Below are 24,816 nucleotides of genomic sequence, written 5' to 3'. Positions count from 1 at the left end.
GAACTCCATAATATATACAATGATCCTGCTTACCAGTGCGTTTTGAAAATGAGGTCTCCAATAGATCGGACGCCCTCGCTTTGCTACTATAGTCTTCTTCTAACTTCTTATCCTCTGCAAACTATTCAACCAAGCACAGTGGGTTCCTTGTAAAAAAGATTGCCTCTCGAACAAATAATATTAAAAAAATTCTAATAAATAAAATTCGCAATCGATTGTCTTAAAAATAAATTTTCATTTATAGTATAATTTTCATTTCTTTAATATTGTGTTAAAATGATTTACGAAAAATCATTTTAACCCCTTATATAACCAAGACATAGGCCCTTAAATTTTATGAGAATTTACTTATTTTTAATTTTATTACTTACATCAAATATAGTTATAGGTCAATCGAAGGGAAAAGTTCTCGGAACTGTATTTTCTCAAAATGCAGAACCGTTGGAAAAAGCGACTGTAACGATTCTCAATTCAAAAGACTCTTCTGTAGTTTCCTACCTCCTTACTGATACAAAGGGCAAGTTTGAATTTGTCAAAATTCCCACAGGGACCGCTTTAACGCTTTTCATTTCACATGTCAATGCAAATCCTTTTCGCAAGGAGTTTATTATTCCAAATGGAGAACAATATGATTTCGCCCAGTTGAAGCTTGATTCCAAAAGTCTCGATGAGGTAGTCGTCAATATTGTCCCGCCCGTACGGATGAATAAAGATACCTTAGAATATAATACCAATTTCTTCAAAACACGTCCTAATGCTAATGTAGAGGAATTGCTCAAAGAACTACCCGGTCTGCAGGTCAATATGGACGGTTCTATTTACTATCAGGGCAAGGAGGTTTCCAAAGTAAAGGTCAACGACAAGGATTTCTTTTCAAGTGACGTACGTATTGCTACGCGAAACCTAGACGCTTCCCTGATCAAGACGGTACAGGTATACCGTGATAAGGGGGAAACAAAGAAAGATAACGAAGATGAAGATAAACTACCGATTACGATCAATCTAAAATTTAAGAAAGATTTCCTCAGAGCCAGTTTTGGCAAACTCTATGGCAGTGCGGGCACGCGGAGCAGATATGAGGCCGGCGGTTTATTCAATACGTTTAAGGATACGCTCCAGCTGAGTTTAATCGGTTTCGGAAATAACATTAACCGCCAGAGTTTTGATTACAATGAGTTAAACCAAGAAGCTGGACTCGGTCGTTCCGAAAACTATGGTTTTGATAATTTTGGTGGCAGAAACTATTCCGGCAAGGCCAACGATATTGGTCTGGGATTTAACCTCAACAACGACTGGGGAAAGAAAACCAAGCTGAATATCATGTACATGCTGAAATATAATAAAGCTGAAAATCAAAATACTGGCAATCAAATATCCTTATTCGACCAGGAAAAACAATATTCAGAATCCAATTACCGACAACAGGAAAAAACTGTAGGACACAATATCAAAACGCTCCTCCGTCATCGGATGGATACCACAGCCTATTTCGAATTTACACCGAATCTGGGTATAAATTCCAAGAAAAATTCAAGCTTCGGAATGAACCGCTCCTATACGGACATCAAAAAACTAAATGACGCTACCGGTACAGGTGAAGATAAGGAAAATACACTGAACTATTCACATGGCTTCTACATCGAAAAACAGCTCAATAAAAACCATATTGTATCGTTTAGAAATACGATTTCCATCAACACCAATGAAAAGACCGACAGCTCTTTTCAGTATACCAATATCTATGATGCTGCTAAGCCCCAAACTAGTTTAGGGTATAAAAATCTAACGCAGAATAATTCCAGCAATCTATATTTTAGTGCTGCCTATTACAATAAAATTATTAAAAAACTCAACTTTGATTATTACTTTACCTATGTCACCAACCGCCAGGGACCACAGGAAACTGTCTATGTCGACCGCGACAGTACTGGTGAAGTACATGCAGCCCTCTATGAAAATAGTTACCGCTACAAATACCAAGATTATATCACAGGTATTATATTTTACTGGAGACCCACAAAAGATTTTAACGTAAAATTTGGAACTGCTTATCAAGTGAAAACAAATCATTTTGATCTACTTAAAATTAATTCGGTCGAGAAATCATCTTTAGGCTACTGGTTGCCCAATATTAATATCCGTTATAAAGATCTAAACCTTGGCTGGTATAAAGATCTCGAGTCTCCCGAACTCTATGGAATCCAGCAGCTCGTTATGGATCTAAATCCATTGTATACACGAAAGACATCCTTTATATTCAACAATATCGAAAAACAGAATGTCAGTATATCATACTATAAATACACCTCGAAATTGCAGTTTAATGTAAATGGAAATATCAATTATGTCAATAACAGCATTGGGACCCGTAGCTGGCGAAACAACAATACAGGACAAATGACCACCCAAATGTTTCTCGCTGGCTCAAAATATAACTATAGTGCCTATACTTACCTGAGATATAACCTAAAAGCGAGTAAAAATTGGTCATTCTATCTATCGCAAAACAACAGTATCTATACTTATGAAAATTATAGTTCCATCAACGATGTAGATAATAAAGGGACCAATGTAGGGATCAATGCCAGCCAGCAATTTTCCGCGACGTGGAAAAATCTGGTGACGATATCACCGCAGTATACTTATTCTTGGAACAAGAATATAAATTCGGTAAAAGATAACTCCGATTTTATTGAATCAACCTATTCAATACATAAAATTGGTGCAGGATTGAATATTAATCCGATCCACGGATTTTCGTTGGAATCAACCTACTCGTTGGATAATCGAGCCAGCGGACTTAGTGGCAGAAAAAACTATCATATTTTAAATGCATCAGTCTATTATACCCTGAAAAATAATTCACAGCTAAAATTGACCGGTTTCGATATCTTGAATCAGAATACGCAAAATTATTGGGGCAGTCAAGGCAACAGAACATATTTTGGAAATTCACTTACATTGAAACAATATTTTATGCTAGGTTATATTCATAAATTTAATATTGTAAAAACAAAGAAGTAGCACATTTAAAGATCCGAACCTTGTCTACAAGACGTGCTCCAGGGTATCAAATCAATACCTCTTCTTTTGCAAAGAGGCAATTGAGCGCTGGTTTAAACCTTGTTATATATCCTTTGGGTTTCCTTGACAACAGCTATGTTACAGCGTTGCTATCTGTTTGTTCTTTCGTTGCTATTTGTTTTCTATAAGACCGAATAATAAGTAACGAAACAGCAAAGGATAGGCAAGGAAACAGCAGAGAAATAGCAAACCAATACGCCGGCAATACCAATGGAGGTAGCCATAAGAAGCAAGAAAATGATCTTTACAATCTTTCAATGCTTGCTATCCTATTTTTCATATCTTCCAGTTCAGCACGAGATACTTTTTGCTTTTCAGAATAACTATTGGAATGCTGCTCGCGCAATTTACGTAGGCCTTTTCGGCTATCCGCTTCATAATCGTTAATGTCAAAGGTCACAGAATCTGTCGTCAAATTGGCAATACGATAAAGCGTACGCATCGTCTTTCCATCTTTTGCATAGGAAAGTTCGTACACATCGCCAACCTTTGGATCTTTCAGGTATTTTTCTTTCTTTTTTGCGCCAGAAATCCCAGCTATAACAATAGCAGCTGCCAAAAGTCCAATCAGCATTAAGCCCGCAAAATAACCGATAGGCGTTTTACGGATAGTTCCCGGCGGCAAGGATTGAAGTATCTGTGGATTGATTTCAGATTGGTAGCTCAACTTTTTGCAATGACTGCAAATCGTAATCATCTGCGCGGAATAAGGAAATATGGGTATCCAAAAAATGTGAAAATACTTAATTTGTCTATATGCAAAGAGGGACTGAGCAGTGCCACAATAATCACAGTTACCGATCGCTAATTGTGATTTGTTGGTTAATACCTTGGTTCGTGTGCCAAAAATAATCATAGTATTATGCGTTTTAATTCTGTATAATCGAAATACAAGAATGCTGCCCTTTCCTAACAGAAAATACGAGGATTTACAATTCGCAGGTCGTCGTTTACGATTCGCATATTCCGAATAAATATCCTGACAAGCAATATATTATAAAAACAAGATAAAGCCATTTCAGAAAAAGCAGCTGAAATTGATCACCAATGCCCCTACACCTTCCTCATTTCACTATTCTGACTCAAATATTACAAAAAACAAAAAAACAAAGTATAGTTATCAGGTAGATTTTATATATTTGCATTAACATTTTTTAACACATGAAACAGCATACACACTACATCCTCGAAAAACGAATGCCCTAAGGGGATGTTTTTACAAGTAAATTTCAAATATCTCCTATAACCCAAATCAACAAACTCACTATTATATTTAATATGGCAAAAAACAACATAAATTTTGTCGTAATGGCTGCGCTTTGCCTTAGTACTGGCGCACTATACGCACAAACCACTATAAAAGGAAAAGTAGTCGACAACAACAACAATCCGATTCAAGGGGCTACAGTTACCGAAACAAGCAGCAAAAAACAAGTACAGACAGACGCTAATGGGTTATTTGAACTCCCTTCAACAGGGACTTCACGTAGTATTCAGGTTCAATACATAGGCTTCGATTCCAAAACTGTTCAAACCAATCCGACGGGGCTGACTACAATCCAACTTTTACCTTCAACAGCCTTATTGGATGAAGTTGTGGTCACTGCATTGAATATTTCGAAAGAAAAGAAGACGTTGGGATATTCTATTCAGGAACTAAAGGGAAAAGATCTTTCCGAAGCTAAAGAAAGTAATCTCGTAAACTCCTTAGCTGGAAAAGTTGCCGGTGTTCAGGTAACAAATAGTCAAGGAAATATGGGTTCTTCGAGAATTATTATCCGTGGAGAAACCTCCATTGCGGGAAACAATCAACCTTTATTTGTGATTGATGGAACTCCCGTGGATAACTCTCAGTTGGGGACCAGCGGCAACCGTGATTATGCCAATGCAATCTCCGATATCAATAGTGAAGATATTGAATCGATCAGTGTGCTCAAAGGGCCCAATGCGGCCGCATTATATGGTTCAAGAGCCGCTGCCGGTGTGATTTTGATTACGACAAAATCCGGAAAAAAACGTAAAGGATTGGGAATAAACATCAATTCAAATAATACAATTGAACGACTCGCCGTTCTACCCGATTATCAAAATGTATTTGGACAAGGTGCCGACGGAAAGTTTAGCTATGTCGATGGTAAAGGTGGCGGTATCAATGATGGTGTTGATGAAAGCTGGGGCCCAAAAATGGATGGCAGACTCATCCCACAATTTTATTCACATGGTGAAGCCGTTCCTTTCCTCCCTCATCCAGATAACGTACGTAGCTTTTTTGGAACTGGAAGAACATTAAACAATGGAATATCTATTGCCGATGCCACAGATAAAGTTGATTATCGTTTTTCTTATAACAATAGTAATCAAACAGGAATTATCCCAAATTCTTCGATTGAAAAAAATAACTTCAATATTAACACACGTTATAAAATCACGGAAGATCTGACACTTACAGCAAATGCAAATTATGTACGCACAAACTCAGGTAATTTACCAGGTGTAGGGGGCTTTCGATCGAACGGCTATATGCTCCAATTTACTTGGTTTGGCAGACAGGTCGATGTTTCCCGTCTAAAAAATTATCGGGATGAAAATGGTAATTTAGTCAATTGGAACAATAGCTATTATAGCAATCCATACTTCATCGCGGAGGAAAATACGGTACAGCAACAACGCGACCGAATTTTTGGAAATGTTGGTTTAAATTACAAGATCAATGAGTTTTTAACAGCCAACTTCCGTACTGGTAACGATTATTACACCGATCGCCGAAAAATACGGGTTGCTTATGGCACTAATGGTACACCCTACGGTTCCTATGAAGAAGATGCTTACACAGTAAATGAAAATAACACAGAATTTACATTAAATTACAATAGACCACTTTCAACAGACTTTACATTAGATATATTGGCGGGAAGCAATATACGTAGCCAATCGCGGCAACGCAACAACCAAAAGGCTCCCCGGTTAGCTGTTCCTGAAGTGTATACATTAGCAAACTCTAGAGATGCCTTGATTTCAACAGGTGAATACAGCCCATTGAAAGCTTACAGTATTTTTTCATCGGCACAATTAGGTTACAAAAATTATGCTTTTTTGAATCTAACAGCTCGAAACGACTGGTCTTCTACTTTGCCTGTTGACAATCTTTCGTATTTCTATCCATCGGCAAACGCAAGTATCGTACTGACAGATGCATTCCCTATTCAAAGCGATATATTGTCTTTCTGGAAATTACGGGGAGGTTGGTCCAAAGTAGGTAAAGATACAGACCCTTTTAGTTTAATTGATTCTTATCTATTTAGTGCACCATACGGAGACAACCCACAATTATCGGTCAATGACATCAAGAAAAATCCAGACCTAAAACCCGAAACAACCACCTCAACTGAACTAGGTACCGAACTGGCTTTCCTAAAAAATAGAGTGCGATTAGACTTAAGTTTATACGATATCAATAGTATCAACCAGATTTTAGCCGTCGATGTGAGTCCATCGACAGGTTATAAGAAGAAACTCATGAACGCCGGAAAGATCAACAATAAGGGGCTTGAAATTCAATTAGGGGTTACACCGGTGAAAAAACAGGATTTCCAATGGGATATCAATGTCAACTTCGCAACAAATAAAAGTAAAGTTGTAGAATTAGACAATGACGGATTATTACAAAGTTATACGATCGGATCATCAGGAACCGTGCAAGTTTTGGCCGCAGTCGGAAGACCCTATGGAACTCTTTACGGAACTGGCTTTTTACGCGATTCACAAGGCCGTCTTATTTTAAGCGATGGGATACCTACTGCTGATCCGGTTAATCATTATTTCGGTAAGTTTACGCCAGATTGGTTAGGGGGCATTAGCAATCAATTTCGCTATAAAAACTTCGATCTAAGCTTTTTGATTGACATCAAGCATGGGGGCAAACTCTACTCGGGGACAAATGCGACCGGTAGAGGAACTGGGGTATTGGCCTCTACTCTTCCGGGAAGAGATCCTGAGCATGGCGGACTCAACTTTACCACTATAGATCCAAAAACACTTGTAGAAACCGCACATGATGATGGTATCCTTGTCGATGGCGTCAATGCAGATGGCTCCGAAAACACAACCATCATTTCAGCACAACAATATTATAAAGCATTGTATAGAATCAATGAGCCTAATGTATACGATGCTTCTTATGTTAAATTGCGCGAGGTAAAACTAGGTTACCAATTGCCAAATCATTGGATTTCCAAAATCGGCTTTCAGGGAGCTTCGTTCTCTTTAGTAGCTCGAAACCTGTGGATTATTCATAAGAATGCACCCAATATTGATCCAGAGACAGCCTTTAATACAGGCAATGCACAAGGGTTGGAAAGTTTACAGTTACCGACCACAAGAAGCTTTGGCTTCAATTTAAATCTTAAGTTTTAAGTAACTGAAATCATCAATGCCTAAAGCAGCTCGATTTCTTACTAGCGAACAATTGAAGAACAAATAATTATTTTGAGCATGAAAATAAACAGTAAATATATAACAGGACTTGTTCTCTTACTGGGCCTAACCACGTCCTGTAAAGATGAATTAGCAAAAGTCAATCAAAATCAGAATGAGGCAGAAAATCCTCAACCTGCCTACCTTCTCACAAGTGCGATTAAAACAACAGCCGACAGCTACTGGGGCGTAAGCAATAATCTTGCTTCTAGTCTGTTGTTTGTACAGCATTGGGCTAGGATCCAATACACGGACCCCGACCGCTATATTTTCACAAACAATGATTTCACAGAGGGATGGTCAACCTGGTACTCAAAGAGCATCAGCCAATTAAAGATCACGCAAAAATTAGCAGCAAATAGCGGCAATGACAACTACAGGGGTGTAGCACTTATCTTGCAGTCATGGGTATTTTCATTACTTACAGATGCCTATGGAGATATTCCTTATACTGAAACAGGAGATATTGATGCTTATTTAACTCCTCGTTACGACACACAGGAGAATGTATATAAAGGCCTATTGAACGATCTCAAAAACGCGCAAAGTTTATTGAAAGCTAATGGTGAGGCTATCCAGGGTGATATTATTTATGAGAATAAAATCATTAAATGGAAACGTTTTGCGAATTCACTAAGATTGCGCTTTGCATTACGTATTGCTGACCGCCTACCGGATCTAGCCAAAACTACATTGCAGGAAATCGCAGCAGAAGGAAGTGGTTACATTAGCTCCAATGATGAAATCGCTCAGCTGATCTACCGCGATGCTCCTTATCGCAATCCCGTCAGTGCATCTTTTGAAGCAAGAGAGGATTATCGAGTGAGTAAAACGATGGTTGATAAGCTTTTCGAGTTAAACGATCCACGTTTACCAATCTATGCGGATGTAACTGATAGCCTTACGAAGGAACAATATATTGGTCTCCCAAATGGTCTCACTTCAAGTGAGGCTAGCAGTATTGGTTTCAATCTTACATCCCGACCAGGAAAATATTTCCGTGAGCCAAAAGCACCTGCAGTCATCTTAAGTTATTCGGAGGTTCTTTTTGATCTTTCCGAGGCCGTAAGCAGAGGATTTATTACGGGTGATGCCGCAGATCTCTACCAAAAGGCCATTCGTGCATCTTTTGAACAATATGATATTGATAATGATCTCATTGTTAGCTACCTCAACCAACCAGCAGTCGAGTTCAACCCCAATAACTATAAAAAGTCAATTGGGGAACAAAAATGGATTGCTTTATATGGGCAAGGTTTAGAAGCATTTGCCGAATGGCGCAGATTGGATTATCCTAAGTTAACACCTGCAAAACAAGGTGCTTTGGGTGGAAAAATTCCATTACGCTTTTTATATCCGGGAACGGAACAATCGGTGAATGGAACTAATTACCAAGAAGCAATCAAGCACCAGGGCAGCAATACATTGTTAACCAAACTGTGGTTTGATGTAGAGTAAAACACCGATAAAAATTATATCAAAGAGCGGAAGAAGTTTGTTTTTCCGCTTTTTTGTTCTATAGATTTCTTATCTTAGTACGGCACTCTAAAGAATAACATGTCATGGATGATCAAACATTAGACAGAATAGACCAACTCAGCGAAGAAGGAAACATCCATTGCGATGAAGGCAACTATCAGGAAGCAATCCGGGTGTGGACCGAAGCATTGGATCTAGTCCCTAGTCCACAGAATGTTCACGCTGAAAGTCTTTGGCTCGAAGCCTCTATAGGAGATGCCTTTTTCTTACTGGACGATTTTGGCAATGCCCTCTCCCATTTTGAAAAGGCAAAACAGAACATTATCGAAAATGCCTACGAAAACCCTTTTATCATGTTGCGCTTGGGGCAATGTTACCTCGAAGACAATAATAGTGAGCTTGCCCAGGAATATCTTCTCCGTGCTTATATGATGGAAGGAAGAGACATTTTCGAAGATGAATCGCCCAAGTATCTAACATTTATAGGTAATAATATAGATTTGGATTGATACTCATCCGTCAAAGCGAATCGATGACTCCGCCGACTTCCATGGGGAGATCGGACTCGAGAATTGAGGCTCCTTCTGCAAATACAGCCTTATATTTTTCAGCGCGTTCTGCTTTTGTCTTCAATTTATCGTAAGTAGGTGCAGCCGAAATCATACACATCACGCCCTTACTGTTGAAAAATTGATACATCGCCTGATTGGCACTCTTTAGTTCTGGCCCGATATACACGATCATACGGTCATAGGGTAATCCAGAGGCTTTAAATTTTTCTAAAGCAGCCTGATCTTTAATATGCATAGACATATACTGCTCGGGACTTTGCCCCAAATAATAGCTCGCCTGCGCAACATCATGTACCGTAACCCACACCCAGCTGTAAGCATTATACTTTTTCAGTACTGCTGCGGTAGCTGCTAGCGGTAGGTCTTTCTTGTCAAGATTCAGAATAGTTTTGCCTTTTGCCCATTGAATGACTTCATCAAGAGTGTTAATACCATATCGGGTAATATTTCCTGCCTGATCCTTTAATTTCAGCTTGCGCAATTCATCCCAAGTATAATCTGATACTTTTCCTTTTCCATTTGTGGTTCGATCCAATGTCGCATCATGCATCAAAATAGCAACACTATCCTTGGTATAACGCGGATCGATTTCAAAAATAGCCGGTGTCTTTTGCAATACGGCCTCAAATCCCGCAATCGAATTTTCAGGAAGTCCCGCCTCAATTGTCCCCCGATGGCCACTCACCACCTTTTTTTCTACAGAATACGTAAAATAATCGCGCATCGCCTGCGGAGATTCAAACTGTAGGGAATGGATTTTCTGCCCAAAGGCTACTGAGTAGGAGGACACACAAAGAAATAAAAATAAAAATGTTCTTCTCATTAATTTATCATTATGGCCGAGTTGATCAGCCGAAACTATCAAAAAATACAGGACTAAATTAACTATTCAAGATCAATAAATCTTTAACAGGGTGTTCAATTAATGTAAACAGACAATCCATCGGATCATACTCCCCGATCGGTAAAAACACCTAAGTTAATTTTATAGCAGCCAGTAGTTAAATAATATACCAAATCAGTCTGAAAATCACAGAATAACAACTAAAAAAAATCAAAAAAAATAGGAGATAGATGTTAAGACAAATATAAAATAACCTATATTTGCACATTAATTTATATTTGATCTAAATAAATTACCATGAAAAACAGAACACGCTATATGATGTTCAGCAGTGGAATCCTTTTGCTTTTAAGCGCACAACTTCATGCGCAAGAACTATCCATAATCGTAAAAGACAGGGATAACAAACCTTTAAGCCAAGCCAATATCAAAATTGACGGAAAAAGTGCTGGCTATTCCAATCAATTGGGACAATTCACTTTTGCCAAAAGACCTTCAAGCAATCCAATTCAATTGCGCGTTTCTTATACCGGTTTTTCAACCGTTGAAAAAATGGTTAATTTAGATACAGTTCAACGGCCATTATTATTTCAGCTAAATTCCACCCAGGTATTAGACGAAATTATCGTGACTGCTGGGCGTAAACCAGAGAGCATCTCAACCGTTCCCTCATCTGTTTCGATCTTAACAACAAAGGAAATCGAAGCTCAGAGTCAAATTAGCACCAACCTTTCTACTATTTTGGGTAATACGATTCCTGGTCTGGGAACCTCGACCAATAAAGCGACCAATTCCGGGCAGACACTCCGAGGAAGGTCCGTATTGGTTTTGATCGATGGAATTCCGCAATCTACGCCTTTGATGAATGGACAACGTGATCTTCGGACCATTGACCCGAGTGTTATTGAGCGGGTTGAAGTTATCAAAGGTGCCACATCAATATATGGAAATGGATCTGCAGGCGGTATTATCAATTACATTACACGCAATCCTTCAAAAGACGCTGCACCTATCCAAGGAATTACCAGCCTGCGAACAACATTTAATCCTGTACATAGCGCCGGCACCATGGGATATCGCATAGGACAGACATTATACGGACAAAAAAACAGATGGAATTATACTGTCAGCGGTTCGGCCGATTATGTTGGCCTGCAGCGCGATGGCGACGGAGTTCCACTTGGTCAGACAGACGGTCTTTCGAACACCTATCAATACAATGCATTTTTAAAGGCCGGATACCGTATCGATAGTAGCTCCAATATTACGGCTGTATACAACTTCTACAGAAGTAACCAACACAACAGATACATCAGTCAAACAGGTGTCTATGGTCAAACTCCAACGATAGGCGTGAAAGGCGAAGATCCAGGTAAACCTGCTGGAACTCCGTACAACCATAATGCCATGTTGACTTATACTAAAAGTAATCTATTCGCCTCGACATCTTTAACTGCTTCTGCATACTACAATACATTTCGATCCATGAATCGTTATGTCGAGAAAGCTTCAGCATGGTATGGCCCGGGACAAACACAAATCAATTCGGAGAAAAAAGGCCTACGCGTTAACCTAAATACACCTTTTCAGGTATTGGGTTCAAATGCAGATATCACCTATGGTGTAGATTTACTTAATGATGTAACCGATCAAAATCTGACCGACGGCAGGGTCTATATTCCCTATATGAATATGTTAAACGTTGCTCCATACGCCCAGGTAAAAATTGACTTCCTAGAAAACTTAATCTTTAAAGGTGGTGTACGCTATGAAAATGCAACAGTTAAAATCAAAGATTTCAATACCATTGCCACAGGTCCCAATAACGAAGGAAGCATTGCTGTAAAAGGTGGTAAGATCCCTTACAAAGGAGCAACCTTCAATGCAGGTTTGCGTTACAATAAATACGCAATCTTTAATCCATTTGTTAGTTTCTCACAGGGTTTTGCAATCAATGAACTCGGCCGTATCGTTAGAAGGGCAACCGACAATGATTTAGATAGCCTAAAAACTGACCCTATTATCACCAATAATTACGAGATCGGATTCTCAAGCAATTACAGTATTTTCCAGCTATCGACATCATATTACTACAGTACTTCCAAAATGGGTGTTGAACTGGTGGACATTGGCGGTTACCTGATGCCACAACGTCTTCCGGAAGATGTGTATGGATATGAAATAGCCTTGAGCGCTACTATTTCCCCACAATTAACCATCGGTGGAACCTATGCTCATGTGGAAGGAAAATCAAAAAAAGACGACGGAACAAAATCTTACCTCAATGGTTCGCGCATCTCGCCAGACAAAGCAACGGGATACATCTACTACACTCCGATCAAACCCTTAACCTTTCAACTTTTTTGGGTGCATACCGGGTCCCGGGATCGCTTTCTTCCAAACGATAAAGGCGTCTACAAAAACAGCGAAGGCCCCGTTAAAACTGTGGATCTATTTAACTTAAATGGCAACTATCAAGTCAACAAACAATGGTCTATCGGTATGGGAGTAGAAAACTTATTCAACAAAAACTATTACCCTGTTGTCAGTCAATATCGTGCCTTAAACGAAGAATACGTCAAAGGACAAGGAATGTTGGCCTCATTTAACATCAACTACAAATTTTAATATGTTTAAAACCGTCATTCTTTGGTTGCATAAATGGCTCGGAATCATCACTGGCGTTGTGGTATTCATCCTAAGTCTGACGGGAAGCATATACACCTTTCAGGATGAGCTCAAACTTTGGGCTTATCCTGAAAAATATTTTATCGCCGATACAACCAATCAGGCACCAACTCCACTGCCTTTAAGCACACTTCTTTACAGCGCACAGAAAAGTCTTCAAAAAAATCAAAAAATCACGCGGGTTGATCTCTATCCTTCCAAGAATCGTACCTGGGTATTTCGTGCTATAAAAACAGATGAAAAAGCATTTGGCCATTGGAACTATTACCACTACTATAAACGGGTATTTATCAACCCCTATACTGGACAGGTACAACAGATAGAAAATTCAAAAACAGAATTCTTTCAGCTGGCACTTCAGCTTCACCTAAATCTCCTTTTGGGTAAAAAGTATGGCCATCCGGTTGTCGCCTGGTCAACGGCCATTTTCGTCCTTATCTTACTTAGTGGCATCGTTCTTTGGTGGCCAAAAAAATGGAAGGGCAAGAATCTCAAGCGCAGTTTTTGGTTAGACACTAAAGTTAAATGGAAGCGACTGAATCATGACCTTCACAACGTCATCGGCTTTTACAGTTTATTGATCGGATTGATTTTTGCCGTTACAGGGCTTGCTTTTGCCTTTCCAGGTTTCAAAAAGACCTATATTGCTACATTCAATTTATTGCAGCCTCGGGCAGAGACCGCCACGGTCGCCTCGCCGATACCATTGCCTGCTGTAGAAAAAAAGTTTCAAGACAACGCGCTTCGTTATGCTTTGACAAACTACCCAGATGCTGAAATGATGTCCATCCGACTGAAAAAAGAAACCGAAACAGAAATGGACATCCAGGTACGGCATGATGAAAAACGAAGCGGTACATTTGACTGGCTTTATTTTGACAGAAAAGACAATAGCCTCCGAGAAATCAAGTCTAGCGAAAAGCTACATTATGGTGATAAATTGGGCGCCCTTAATTATGATATTCATACAGGCGGTATCGCCGGCATGGGGACGAAAATAATCGCTTTTATCGTCAGTCTTTTTTGTGCATCGCTGCCCATCACAGGATATGTGATCTGGCTAAACAAAAGCAAAAAGAAAAAGAAAAGGTTATCAACATAATGTGGATAAGTACTGTTAATAACCTAACTTTTCTTTTAAACAGGTTTTCAACAGCGTTATTAACATAATGTGGAAAAGTCAATATTAGCCAGACATCCTTATACTGACCACATGCGAGAATAACCAGTAAACAGGCAGGAGAAACACATAATCTTATAAAAAGAAAATCCGGTACGAACTGTGCACCGGATTTCTTCCATAACAAATCAACAATCAATATACTAAAGATTCGGATTCCGAACCGTTTCTTCATAGGGAATGGAAAACAGATAATAAGGACTGTTTGCCACGAAATCAGAACCATTAGGAAATTTAATGACACGATGCCCCTGACCATTTACCAGCTTAGGTTTACCGTCTGCACCTACAATTTCTACTTGAATAGGTTTTCCCTCAGCATCAAGATAGGATTTACGCACAACCTTTCCCTGAGTCCGAAGAATATCCGACAAAGCAAATCCCTCACCCCAAAGTTCCTTGCGTCTTTCAACAAGAATGGCAGCAATTAATTGTCCATTATCATTTCCTGAAAACAGCTTAGCGTTTCTAGCCGTCCGTAATTTATTCAGCGCTGCTACCGCTTTATCGTTTTCACCAGCTCTTGCATAACCTTCAGCCGCAATCAAAACCATCTCCGAAGCACGCATATATACAATGTCACCGACCAGATTTGATTTAAATTTAAACTTTTTATATCGTAGAAATCCTTCCCGACCCGGCAGATTATCCCATTCAAATAGGGCATAACGGACATCGCTGGTATCGAATAGATCCTTAAAATAGGGATCAGCCATAAAGCTATAGTAATAAGAACCTGCCGATGATACATCTAGATAATGAAATGTATAACTTGCGACGTTCTGCTCATTCGTTTGCTGATGTCCCCAAATCCACTCTTTATTTCCAAGATCATTAAAACCATCCTGATAATCTGACGGAGTCATTAAACTATACTTCTGAGCTGCTTTTTCAGCATATTCTGCCGCTAGCTTCCATTCGCCTACCTGCAAATAGGTTCTGGCAAGCAGACCGTATACAACATTAATATTAATTTCATATTTTGCACCTATAGCGGCTGAAGCTAATAATCCTTCGCTGTCTTTTAGATCTTTCAAAATCAATTCATACACTTCCGCCTGGGTTGATCTTGATTTTCCTTCGGTCGACAATGTACTTGGTTCGGTATAAATCGGAACCGATTTTGCATTTTTATCCTTTAGGTAGCTAAACTGGTAAAACGTTGCCAGATTTAAATAGGAAAAGGCGCGCAAAGCTTTTGCTTTTCCCTTTAATACATTCTTGGCTTCAGCAGATCCTTCAGCACCATCTACCTTCGCAATGACATTGTTCATGTTATCGATCACCTTATACAGCATAATCCAAAAAGAATTGACACGATTTGATCGATTATTTGTTAATTCCGTGAAGGCATAAGCATCGCGATAGCCATATTTAGTTGTCACCGCCACATCACTACCCATTGCATCACTTGTACGCATTACTGCCGTATAGCCGGGATTAGCGTAAGTAAAGTAGGTATCATTTAAGTACTTCCAGGTACCGTTGATCACAGTAGCAACATTGTCGGTATTTTTAAACACTTCACCTTCCGGTACGGAAGTCGTCGGATCCAACTCAAGCGCATCTTTACATGATGCGTTTACCAGGGAAAGCGCCAATACAATATATATAATTTTTAATTTCATGATTTTCCTTTAAATTCTCAGATTAACAATACACCCTTAAAAAACAAGCTGAATACCACCAGATATTGTTCGCATTGCCGGATAACGGAAATAGGTCGCTCCATTTACCGTCTGCTCTGGATCCATCCCCTGATGCCCATAAAATGTCAATAAGTTTTCGGCAGTTGCAAAGACGCGAAGTTTTTCTACCCCAATGCGTTTCAATAAATCTGATGGCAGTCTATAGCCCAAACTCACATTTTTAAGCCTGGCATATGTACCACTATAAAGAAAACGCGTAGAGGCTGAAGTCCAATTCAGATTGTCGGTAGTCAACTTAGGTACATCCGCTTGCGTATTTTCAGGCGTCCAGCGCTCGAGGATCTCCTTGGACCAGGCACGTCCCGGATTATTGCCGCTATGCATAAGCTGAATGTAATCGTTATCCAATATCTTTCCACCCAAACTAAAACTCAACAGAGCAGACAAATCAAAATTTTTGTAGGTGAAACTATTTTGAATCCCACCGACAAGATCCGGCAGTGAGGTGCCTGCAATAAAATTACCGGCCTTACTGTATTCTGATGTTTTTTCTCCGGTTTTATTGCCATCCTTATCTGCGGCATACCACTGTGGTAAACCATTCTCAGGATTTACACCCGCCCATTCCGGCAAATAGAAATCATAGATGCTTCCCCCCACCCGCAGCAATTTATTACCGGTGATGATGGATTTATTATCTTTGGGCAATGCTGTAATCTTGTTTTTATAATGCGAAAGATTGACATCCAGATTCCATTTAAAATTGTCGTTCTGAACAGGTACTGTACGAATATCAACATCAACACCTGTATTTTTCAACGCGCCAATATTAGCATCGTAACCTGTATAACCAGTCGAATAAGCCATTGGCATTGTAAATAGCAAATCCTTGCTTCTGCGGTTAAAATACTCTACACTTAACGACACCCGATTCTCAAAGGCGGATACATCAACCCCAACATTCAAGTTCAGATTCGACTCCCATTTTAGGTCAGGAGTAGCTAACCTACCGGTATAGGTGCCGCCCTTACCCAAGCTGTTGGCAATGGTGTAAAGTCCTTTATAAGCATAGTAGGTTCCCAAATTATCATTTCCCTGCCCACCATAACTTGCTCTTACAGTCAGCTGATTCAACGTTGTGTTATCCTTCAAAAACTCTTCTTGTTTCAGCTTCCAGGAGCCACCTACAGACCAGAATGTCCCCCATCGTTTATCCGGAGAAAAACGGGATGATCCGTCGGTCCGTAGCGAAGTCGAAAAATAATACTTGTTATCATAGTTATACTCCGCTCTTCCCAAAAAACTCAACAATCTATAATCAACACTAGATCCTGTAAAATTATTGAGTTGTGATGCAGCAGCCGGCTCATCAAAGTAAGGAAGTACAAACTGCTGTCTGCTACCATTTATATTACTGCTGTTAAAATCATAGTATTCCTGTCCGGCCAGCACATTGAGGGAATGTAAACCAAACTGCCTTTCATAAGTCAGTAAGTTATTCCAGGTCTGTGCGACAGTACGTACATTTGAGCGATATACATAACCTCCGGTGTTGACACCATCGCCCAACAATGGATTAGTATAGTCGTGCGTATTCCCATTGAGGTAATCAACACTATACGTCGACTTAAATTTCAAATTTTTGGAAAACAACACTTCAAGATACGTTCGGGCGGATAGATTTTCCCGACGGATATCATTTCTATCCAAAGGAAGAGATGCAGCCAGATTATTACGCGGTGTCGCCCCACTGGGACGGTATTCTCCAAAATCGTAAATTTTATTTCCCGCTCCATCAAGGACATATGAGCCATCCGCATTCCGCTCATAGTACGGATAAAAAGAAGGGACCAATCTTGTGAAATTGATGATGTTAGCCGTATTACTGTCTTCAGACTGCGGATATTTTTGTTGTGTACTACTACCGCCAATATTTAGCCCGACATTTAACCAGGATTTGACTTTGCTATCAATATTCGCACGCAGATTATAGCGTTTAAAACCTGATTCAATAGCAATTCCTTGGTCATTGAGATAACCTCCTGAAATGTAATATGTACTTTTTGCACTACCACCACTAAATCCAAGATCCGCCTGCGTACGTACTCCTGTACGTTGTAGGACATCCGTCCATGGATCATTCCAAAGCGTTTTCGCTCCGGCTACCAATTTACCATCTACTCCGACCGGCTGTGGGTATTGACTTCCGTAAGGGTTGATATTTAAATCTGTCAAAACTGTTTTACTTGCATTTGAAGCAGCTTGCTCCGCTGTCAATCCATTCGACAAGTTTTTATTCCTGAGGGCTTCCCAATAAAGCTGGAAGTATTCATCTGTAGACACTTGATCATAGTCACGGACCGCCCGTGTTGAATACCCCTGTGTAAAATTGAGATTAATCTTGGTATTGTCCGAGGTCACGCCCGACTTTGTCGTAATAATAATCACTCCATTTGCTCCTCTGGAACCATAAAGTGCACTAGATGCCGCATCTTTTAAGACAGAGATGGACTGGATATCATTCGGATTGATGGAGTTTATATCACCAGCGTAAGGACTTCCATCCAATACGATCAAAGGTGCACTAGATGCGTTAATCGACCCAATACCTCTAATGCGGATGGCTGCCTCTGTCCCCGGCTGTCCTGAAGAGGCAACGGACTGCAAGCCCGGAACCTGACCTTCCAATGCTTTGGTAATATTTGACACTTGTCTATTTTCAATCGCTTTGCTGCTTACTGTACTTACCGAGCCCGTAATACTCGTACGCTTAGCAGTACCATAAGCAACCACAACGACCTCTTCCAAATCTGTACTTGATGGTTTTAACAATAAAGTCAGGTTTGTGCCGCTAGGTTTTACCCGTTGAGATTCATACCCCACAAAGGAAAATTCCAACTGAGGTAGTGCATCACCAGTCACATTAAGTGTAAATTCACCTGTTGCATTCGTTAGGGTCCCTTGATTTTGGCCGGAAATCCGGACATTTACACCAGGAAGTGCCTGTCGGGTATTGGCATCAACAACTTTCCCCTGTATAGCCCGCTGCTGAGCATAGAGCCGGTTCATATTGACACCAGACAATGCTATCGCAGCAATAGGAATGTATTTAAATTTTGCGTACATATAAAGGATGCTTTAATAAATAAGTTAAGTGTGATTAAATACAAAAAGCGTGATAACCTTTTGCTTAAATAAAAACTACATGTTCAATAGATTTTATTTGGACGCAAATATATAACAAAATCTATTGAATTACTAGATTTTGTTAAAAAAACAGAAAAACACTATTAAAAAGCTATTTAATTTAAGAAAATCTTAGAAAAAGAATTATTTAGTTAGCTAACTTACTATTATTGATCAAGCCATCTTTGAAAATTTGGGGAGCGTTCTTCGCTGACAATGACGACAATACCTTCGGGGGTCGCTGGTATTAATTCTAACTTGATCCGATTTCTGCTAATCTTTAACATGGACTGGATCGCATCGATCCGAACGAGAAATTTTCGATTGATCTGGAAAAAGACCATTGGGTCTACCTGTGTGACCAGATGGGTGATGGTATCTTCAATAATATAAGCGATGCCGGAATCTTTTTCGACCGCGTACAATTCTTTGTCTTCGGCCATAAAATAAGCAATATCAGCAATGGCAAGCGATTTTAAAAAATTGCCATATTTCACTAGAAAACGCTGTTTAAGCCGAGGTTCGACTTTGGGTAGTAGCGGTTCGATACGATTCATTACCTGTGCCAGCTCATCGCTGTCAAATGGTTTTAACAAATAGGCATAACCCTTGTTTTGATAAGCCTCCAAGGCATATTGTTCGTAAGCGGTTGTAAAAATAAGTGGAACATCGATAGTCACCTGCTTGAAAATCTCAAAGCTCAGTCCATCCATGAGGTGGATATCCATGAAAATCAGGTCAAAATGCTGCTTATTGATCGCTACCACAGCCTCCTGAATCTCTTTTGCATTGGAAAAAGTCAATACAGTTTCGCCGTATAGCGTTGTCAGCATTTCCTTTAAACCTACAAAAGCCCAATCTTCGTCTTCTACTATCAGTATTTTCCATCCCATGGGTTGAATGTAATAAAAAATCCATTTCCTTAAAAAGAAAATGGATTAATATATATAGGATTTAAAAAAAATCAATTATTTCAACAGATCGGGATTATTGTTGATGGCTTCCTGTGGATAGCGAATCACATAACGCGGATCATTCTGCTGCAGGGTTACTGTTCTGCCGAAGCTACTATGGGTGATCGTCGGTCTTGTCGTCCGTTTCAGATCATACCAACGTAGTCCCTCCAACGCCAGTTCACGTTTGCGCTCCAGCACAACCGCATCTAGCAATTGCTCCTTTGATAAACTTGCATCAGCTTTAGTTTCTTTGGTATATGCATCTGCGGTAAATCTATTTTTCTTTAATGCAGACAGATATTTCAATGCTTCAGCTGTATTTCCCAGACGAACGTAACATTCCGCCATAGTCAAATAAAGATCAGCATTTCTGAAACTTACATTGAAACGATTGTCACCACCTTTGAGGGATACATAATCGCCGCCGCTCTTTTGGAAGTAACGCCCTTTTCTTAAATCGCCTGCTAAATAACTGTCTAACAATGTCGGTGCAATAAAAGAACTCGTACGTACTCCGGGAACAGATACTTTTTCCAAAGCCATAATCATCTCTACCGATTCAAAATCGTTCGGAAGTTGACTTCCAGCAACATTTAAATCAACCAATTTATCATTTATAGCCAAAGCTTTTTTAGCAGCATCAATTGCTTCCTGCCACTCTCCGCGATACAAATGAACACGTGACGCCATCGCGTGCGCAGCGCGCTTGCTAAAGCGATAATTAACGCCTTTAGCCTGATCATCCACAGTCAATAAAGCTGTCCCTTTTTCCATGTCGGTCAGAATCTGCTCATAGGACTCTCCAATAGTCGCAGGAACAAAACGTTGTTCCAGGTCGATCTTGGTCGATAAAGGAACACCCCGAAGCCCTGCATTGCTCGCTGAATAGACCTCGCTGTAAAGATTTAACAACTCAAAATGAGCATAGGCACGCATCAGGTAGGCTTCGCCTTTAATCTGATCTACCGTGGCATTACGTCCTAATTTCTCATCAATTGTACTGATGACCTGGTTGCTATAAAAAATACTATTGTAAAATGCCAAATAAGGATAAGCAATTGTTGCGGGATCAGGGTTTTGATCGTTCCACAGGTAGACATCCTTAATACTAGAGGCATCTGTAGAACTCTCATCTATAAGTAGTTCATCTGTACGCAGGGACAAATAAGACTTATGTGCAGGAAAACCTACGTAGCTACTTGTCATTAATCCCCTAAAATCGCTTTCCGTGGCAGGAATAACTGTTCCAACCGGTTGTATATCTAAATATTTATTGCAGGATGTCAATGCACTCGCTGTCATGATCATTCCAAAATAAATTATCTTTTTCATTTTATAAATCAATTAAAAGAATTAAAAACTTGCTGACAGACCAAAGGCAAACGATTTGCTGATCGGCTGTGCATAATAGTTACCATAAGTTTCTGGGTCAAAATATCCTTCATAATTCGCTCCGAAAACAAAAAGGTTACGCCCTTCTACATTCACACGCAAGTTGTTTGCACCAATTTTTTTGCTTAGTGCAGGAGGTAGTGTATATCCCAAACGTACGCTATTGATACGGACATAACTCATTTTCTTAGCCCAAATATCATACTGGCTGAATGAATTGATTGGATCATTACTCTCCAACCACGCGTAGGCCATCCAGCGGTCATTTAATTCAGAACTTATACTTCCCAAAGCAGGCATATTACCACCCTTTTGTAGGGCATTCAAAAGATCTGTTGTATAATTCTGTCCGCGGTCGACCTTCGCTGGATTATAAGTCGGTGTACGGCTTACCCAACGCTCCAGATTGAAGACAGCTGAAATCGCCAAGTCAAAGTTAGCATAACGGAAACGGTTGGTCATACCACCGATAAACTTCGGATCTTTACTGCCTTTGTACTTAAATTTAGAACGGTATTCTGCAGCTGTCATGTCGGTTTGCGACATATAACCCGGCAAGAAATCAGCCCAAGGATCGTATAAACCATAAAACTCTTCAAAGCTTGAAACCGATCCATCTTGATTTCTAAATTGCATCACACCGTCTTTATCCAGTCCAGCTGTTTCCAGCACATATAGGCCACTGATTGGGCGCCCTTCCTGTGCCTCTGGTGCATAAGCCTTCGGATCATTCATAACCTTCAGTAACTTATTGTCATTATGTGCGATATTAAAGTCCGTTGACCAAGAAAACTTATCTGTCTGAATCTGACGGCTTGAAATCGTCAATTCTACACCTTGGTTACGTGCTGAAGCCCAGTTAACCTGCACATTTTGGAATCCATTTTCCAGAGGCAATGCGCTGAAGCCAATTAGGTCGGAACTTTTCCTGTTATAATAATCAACAGTAATGTTCAGCCTATTTTTCCACAGCCCCAGATCAATTCCAGCATTATAGGATTGTGTGCGTTCCCATCGCAATTTATCATTGGCAGGCATACCAACCACCACAGAACCTTCGGGATAACCTGGAAGTATAGTTGCATTTTTATACTCTCCAACAATAAATGGATAGGTATTCCGATCCACATTGCCCTGAATACCGTAGGAAGCACGTAAACGGAGATCCGATAACGCCGTTTTTCCTTTGATGAAATCCTCCTCAAGTACGTTCCAGGATCCGGACAAAGACCAGATTGGTAAGAAACGATATTGCGGATCTACACCGAACATATTTGAGCCGTCATAACGAATACTACCATTGACGTTGTATTTACGATCAAACGTATAGGTCGCATTTCCATAAAAAGAGGCATATGAGTTCTCAATATATCCCTTACTATACTGAAGGAATTTGGAGTTTGTTTGATCATTACTATTTGGAAAAACAATACTTTGTGTAGTTAAAGTCGCTGGATTGTAGCCAAAACCTTTGGTTGATACTGCTTTATTCGTACTACGGCGCAGCTCTGTTCCTCCCATCAATTCCAGCTCATGTCTGTCGTTCCAAGTTTTGTTATATTTTAGGTAAGTTTTCCAATTATATTGGAAGATACTATTATTGATATTTTCGATCTTACCTCCTGTAGGCAAGAAATATTTATACGTTTTAGTTGCAGAATCGTAATACCGCGTCGAAGCCCGCAACTTGCGGGTATTATAACTTTCCTGATCGGCAAATTTTTCTGTGCTGTTTTCATCAAACTGCAAACCAAATTCGGAGCGTAATGACAATTGTGGAATAATAGTATATTCCAAGTAACCAATCGCTTTCAGTGCCTTATTCGTTAAAGTATATTTAGTATTTTCCCTTTCTTCTATAGCATTGAAAGGAATATAGGTATCTTTTTCATAGCCTTCAATATCCGGATCATAATTGTATTTACCAGATTGATCACGTACAGTCAAGTATGGATTAACCAAACGCATATAATTACTAGGATTAGTAAAGGCATCGTCATCCTGGATTGGGTTCTGCCTATTTGAAACGGATCCTAATAGATTGATTCCAGCTTTGAATCTGTCGTTAATATTGAAGTCATTATTTAATGTCAAAGAATAACGACGAAGATCTGCTCCTTTTGTTGCTCCCTTCTCATCATAAAAACCGCTAGACAAATAATAGCGGTGTCCGTCATTACCGCCTGAAATTGATGCCGAATACTGTTGATTGACTGCCTGACGGTATAATTCTTTCCCCCAATCCGTCTGTTGTGTGCGCAATTGACTAATCGACTGCTGTACTTCCGGTGATAAGGCTGCCAAACCACCCGAACGGTAAGCATCCAATGCATTTGCTTTAGTTAGGATACGCATAATGGCACCCTTATCCGTACGATAATTTAAATCGGTGCGGTCGGCCATCAAGAGTTCAAAGTCCACTTTTTCATTGGCATCCATCAGGTTGAGTTTACCGAAATCCGGACGTTGCGTCACAAAGGTATTTGCTGATACCTGCAGTTTTGCAGGTCCAGATTTCCCCCTTTTTGTGGTAATCACAATGACTCCATTTGCCGCCCTCGCGCCATAGATGGAAGTCGCCGCTGCATCCTTTAATACCGTAATATCGGCGATATCGTCAGGATTGATACCCGCAATCGGAAGATTACTCAAGCTATTCAAATTGTCTTTGTCAATTCGTTTGGGCAATTCAGCTCCTTCAATCGGTAAGCCATCGATGACCCATAATGGGTCTTGTGTGCCATTGAGTGATACCGTACCCCGGATGCGGATCTGTGGCGCGCTGTTAGGTCCGCCATTAAAATTACTTAGCTGCAAGCCTGCGACCTGACCGGCCAACATTTCGTCGATTGACGCGACACCTGTTTGTTTGATATCAGCGACATTGATTTTATTGTATGCCGTCGTATTCTTACGTTTTTTGATATCCGTATAACCTGTTACGATCACCTCATCCAAAGATTCACCACTTGGCTGAAGCAAGATTGTCTTATGATCCTGAAATACCGGTACCTGAATACGCTGGTACCCGACATAGCTAATCGTTACATATTTTAAATTATTAGGAACTTTTAAGCGAAATTCTCCAGCTGCATCGGTCAATGAACCCAATGCCGACTGCTGCACCTGATTAGGTACACCGATATCTTCTGCTACTGCCGAACTTTCAACGACAACCGTCGCCCCCACGACAGGTTTTAACGTGACCGCATCCAGAACCTTTCCTTTCAGTTCTCTGGATTCCTGCGCATGCGCAACGTGCACACACATGAAGGTCAACGGTATTAAAAACTTATTCATTTTGGTAGATGTT

At 40.0% G+C, this 24,816-nt stretch carries 13 protein-coding genes; 6 read left to right on the top strand and 7 right to left on the bottom strand.

From position 1 onward, the window contains the following. Window positions 1-336 precede the first annotated feature (336 nt). On the top strand, window positions 337-3,024 hold the full coding sequence (locus AB1Z56_RS25850) for a carboxypeptidase-like regulatory domain-containing protein (protein ID WP_426790503.1): 2,688 nt from the start codon (window positions 337-339) through the stop codon (window positions 3,022-3,024). A gap of 304 nt (window positions 3,025-3,328) precedes the next feature. On the opposite strand, the gene AB1Z56_RS25845 is transcribed toward AB1Z56_RS25850, so the two are convergent. After that, the gene (locus AB1Z56_RS25845; protein WP_309366445.1) at window positions 3,329-3,940 is read right to left on the bottom strand and encodes a zinc-ribbon domain-containing protein; all 612 of its coding nucleotides are present in this window, start codon (window positions 3,938-3,940) and stop codon (window positions 3,329-3,331) included. A gap of 422 nt (window positions 3,941-4,362) precedes the next feature. On the opposite strand from AB1Z56_RS25845, the gene AB1Z56_RS25840 reads away from it, so the two are divergent. From AB1Z56_RS25840 to AB1Z56_RS25830, 3 genes are all read left to right on the top strand, one after another. After that, a complete protein-coding gene (locus tag AB1Z56_RS25840; RefSeq protein ID WP_426790502.1) occupies window positions 4,363-7,497 on the top strand; it encodes a SusC/RagA family TonB-linked outer membrane protein in 3,135 nt (1,044 codons plus the stop codon). Window positions 7,498-7,575: 78 nt separating this feature from the next. Further along, window positions 7,576-9,015 (top strand): SusD/RagB family nutrient-binding outer membrane lipoprotein, encoded by a 1,440-nt coding sequence (locus tag AB1Z56_RS25835; protein ID WP_426790501.1) that lies wholly within the window; start codon window positions 7,576-7,578, stop codon window positions 9,013-9,015. A 104-nt stretch (window positions 9,016-9,119) separates the two neighbouring features. Next, a complete protein-coding gene (locus AB1Z56_RS25830; protein WP_309366439.1) occupies window positions 9,120-9,545 on the top strand; it encodes a tetratricopeptide repeat protein in 426 nt (141 codons plus the stop codon). 10 nt (window positions 9,546-9,555) lie between these two features. Here AB1Z56_RS25830 and AB1Z56_RS25825 read toward each other — a convergent pair whose 3' ends face one another. Continuing rightward, a complete protein-coding gene (locus tag AB1Z56_RS25825; RefSeq protein WP_426790500.1) occupies window positions 9,556-10,431 on the bottom strand; it encodes a glycerophosphodiester phosphodiesterase family protein in 876 nt (291 codons plus the stop codon). Window positions 10,432-10,749: 318 nt separating this feature from the next. On the opposite strand from AB1Z56_RS25825, the gene AB1Z56_RS25820 reads away from it, so the two are divergent. Together AB1Z56_RS25820 and AB1Z56_RS25815 are read left to right on the top strand one after the other, a co-directional pair. Next, window positions 10,750-13,080: a TonB-dependent receptor gene (locus AB1Z56_RS25820; protein ID WP_426790499.1), complete on the top strand. Its 2,331-nt coding sequence runs from the start codon at window positions 10,750-10,752 to the stop codon at window positions 13,078-13,080. A 1-nt stretch (window position 13,081) separates the two neighbouring features. Continuing rightward, window positions 13,082-14,242, top strand: coding sequence for a PepSY-associated TM helix domain-containing protein (locus AB1Z56_RS25815; protein WP_426790498.1), 1,161 nt, complete (start codon window positions 13,082-13,084; stop codon window positions 14,240-14,242). Window positions 14,243-14,463: 221 nt separating this feature from the next. Here the strand turns inward: AB1Z56_RS25815 and AB1Z56_RS25810 are convergent, their stop codons facing one another. The 5 genes from AB1Z56_RS25810 to AB1Z56_RS25790 form a co-directional block, all read right to left on the bottom strand. Further along, complete coding sequence (locus AB1Z56_RS25810; RefSeq protein WP_426790497.1) at window positions 14,464-15,948, bottom strand: RagB/SusD family nutrient uptake outer membrane protein; 1,485 nt, start codon at window positions 15,946-15,948, stop codon at window positions 14,464-14,466. Between the two features lie 36 nt (window positions 15,949-15,984). Continuing rightward, window positions 15,985-19,095 carry a SusC/RagA family TonB-linked outer membrane protein gene (locus AB1Z56_RS25805; protein ID WP_426790496.1) on the bottom strand — a complete coding sequence of 1,037 codons (3,111 nt, stop codon included), beginning with the start codon at window positions 19,093-19,095 and terminating at the stop codon, window positions 15,985-15,987. 227 nt (window positions 19,096-19,322) lie between these two features. Then, window positions 19,323-20,048 carry a LytR/AlgR family response regulator transcription factor gene (locus AB1Z56_RS25800; RefSeq protein ID WP_309366428.1) on the bottom strand — a complete coding sequence of 242 codons (726 nt, stop codon included), beginning with the start codon at window positions 20,046-20,048 and terminating at the stop codon, window positions 19,323-19,325. A gap of 75 nt (window positions 20,049-20,123) precedes the next feature. Beyond that, a complete protein-coding gene (locus AB1Z56_RS25795) occupies window positions 20,124-21,443 on the bottom strand; it encodes a RagB/SusD family nutrient uptake outer membrane protein (protein ID WP_426790495.1) in 1,320 nt (439 codons plus the stop codon). A gap of 21 nt (window positions 21,444-21,464) precedes the next feature. Next, on the bottom strand, window positions 21,465-24,803 hold the full coding sequence (locus AB1Z56_RS25790) for a SusC/RagA family TonB-linked outer membrane protein (protein WP_426790494.1): 3,339 nt from the start codon (window positions 24,801-24,803) through the stop codon (window positions 21,465-21,467). Window positions 24,804-24,816 lie beyond the last annotated feature (13 nt).

The sequence above is a fragment of the Sphingobacterium sp. WOUb80 genome, assembly GCF_050058145.1.
Classification (GTDB): Bacteria; Bacteroidota; Bacteroidia; order Sphingobacteriales; family Sphingobacteriaceae; genus Sphingobacterium.
The sequence above is the reverse complement of the archived record's forward strand: the minus strand, read 5'-3'. Positions and strand labels throughout refer to the sequence as shown.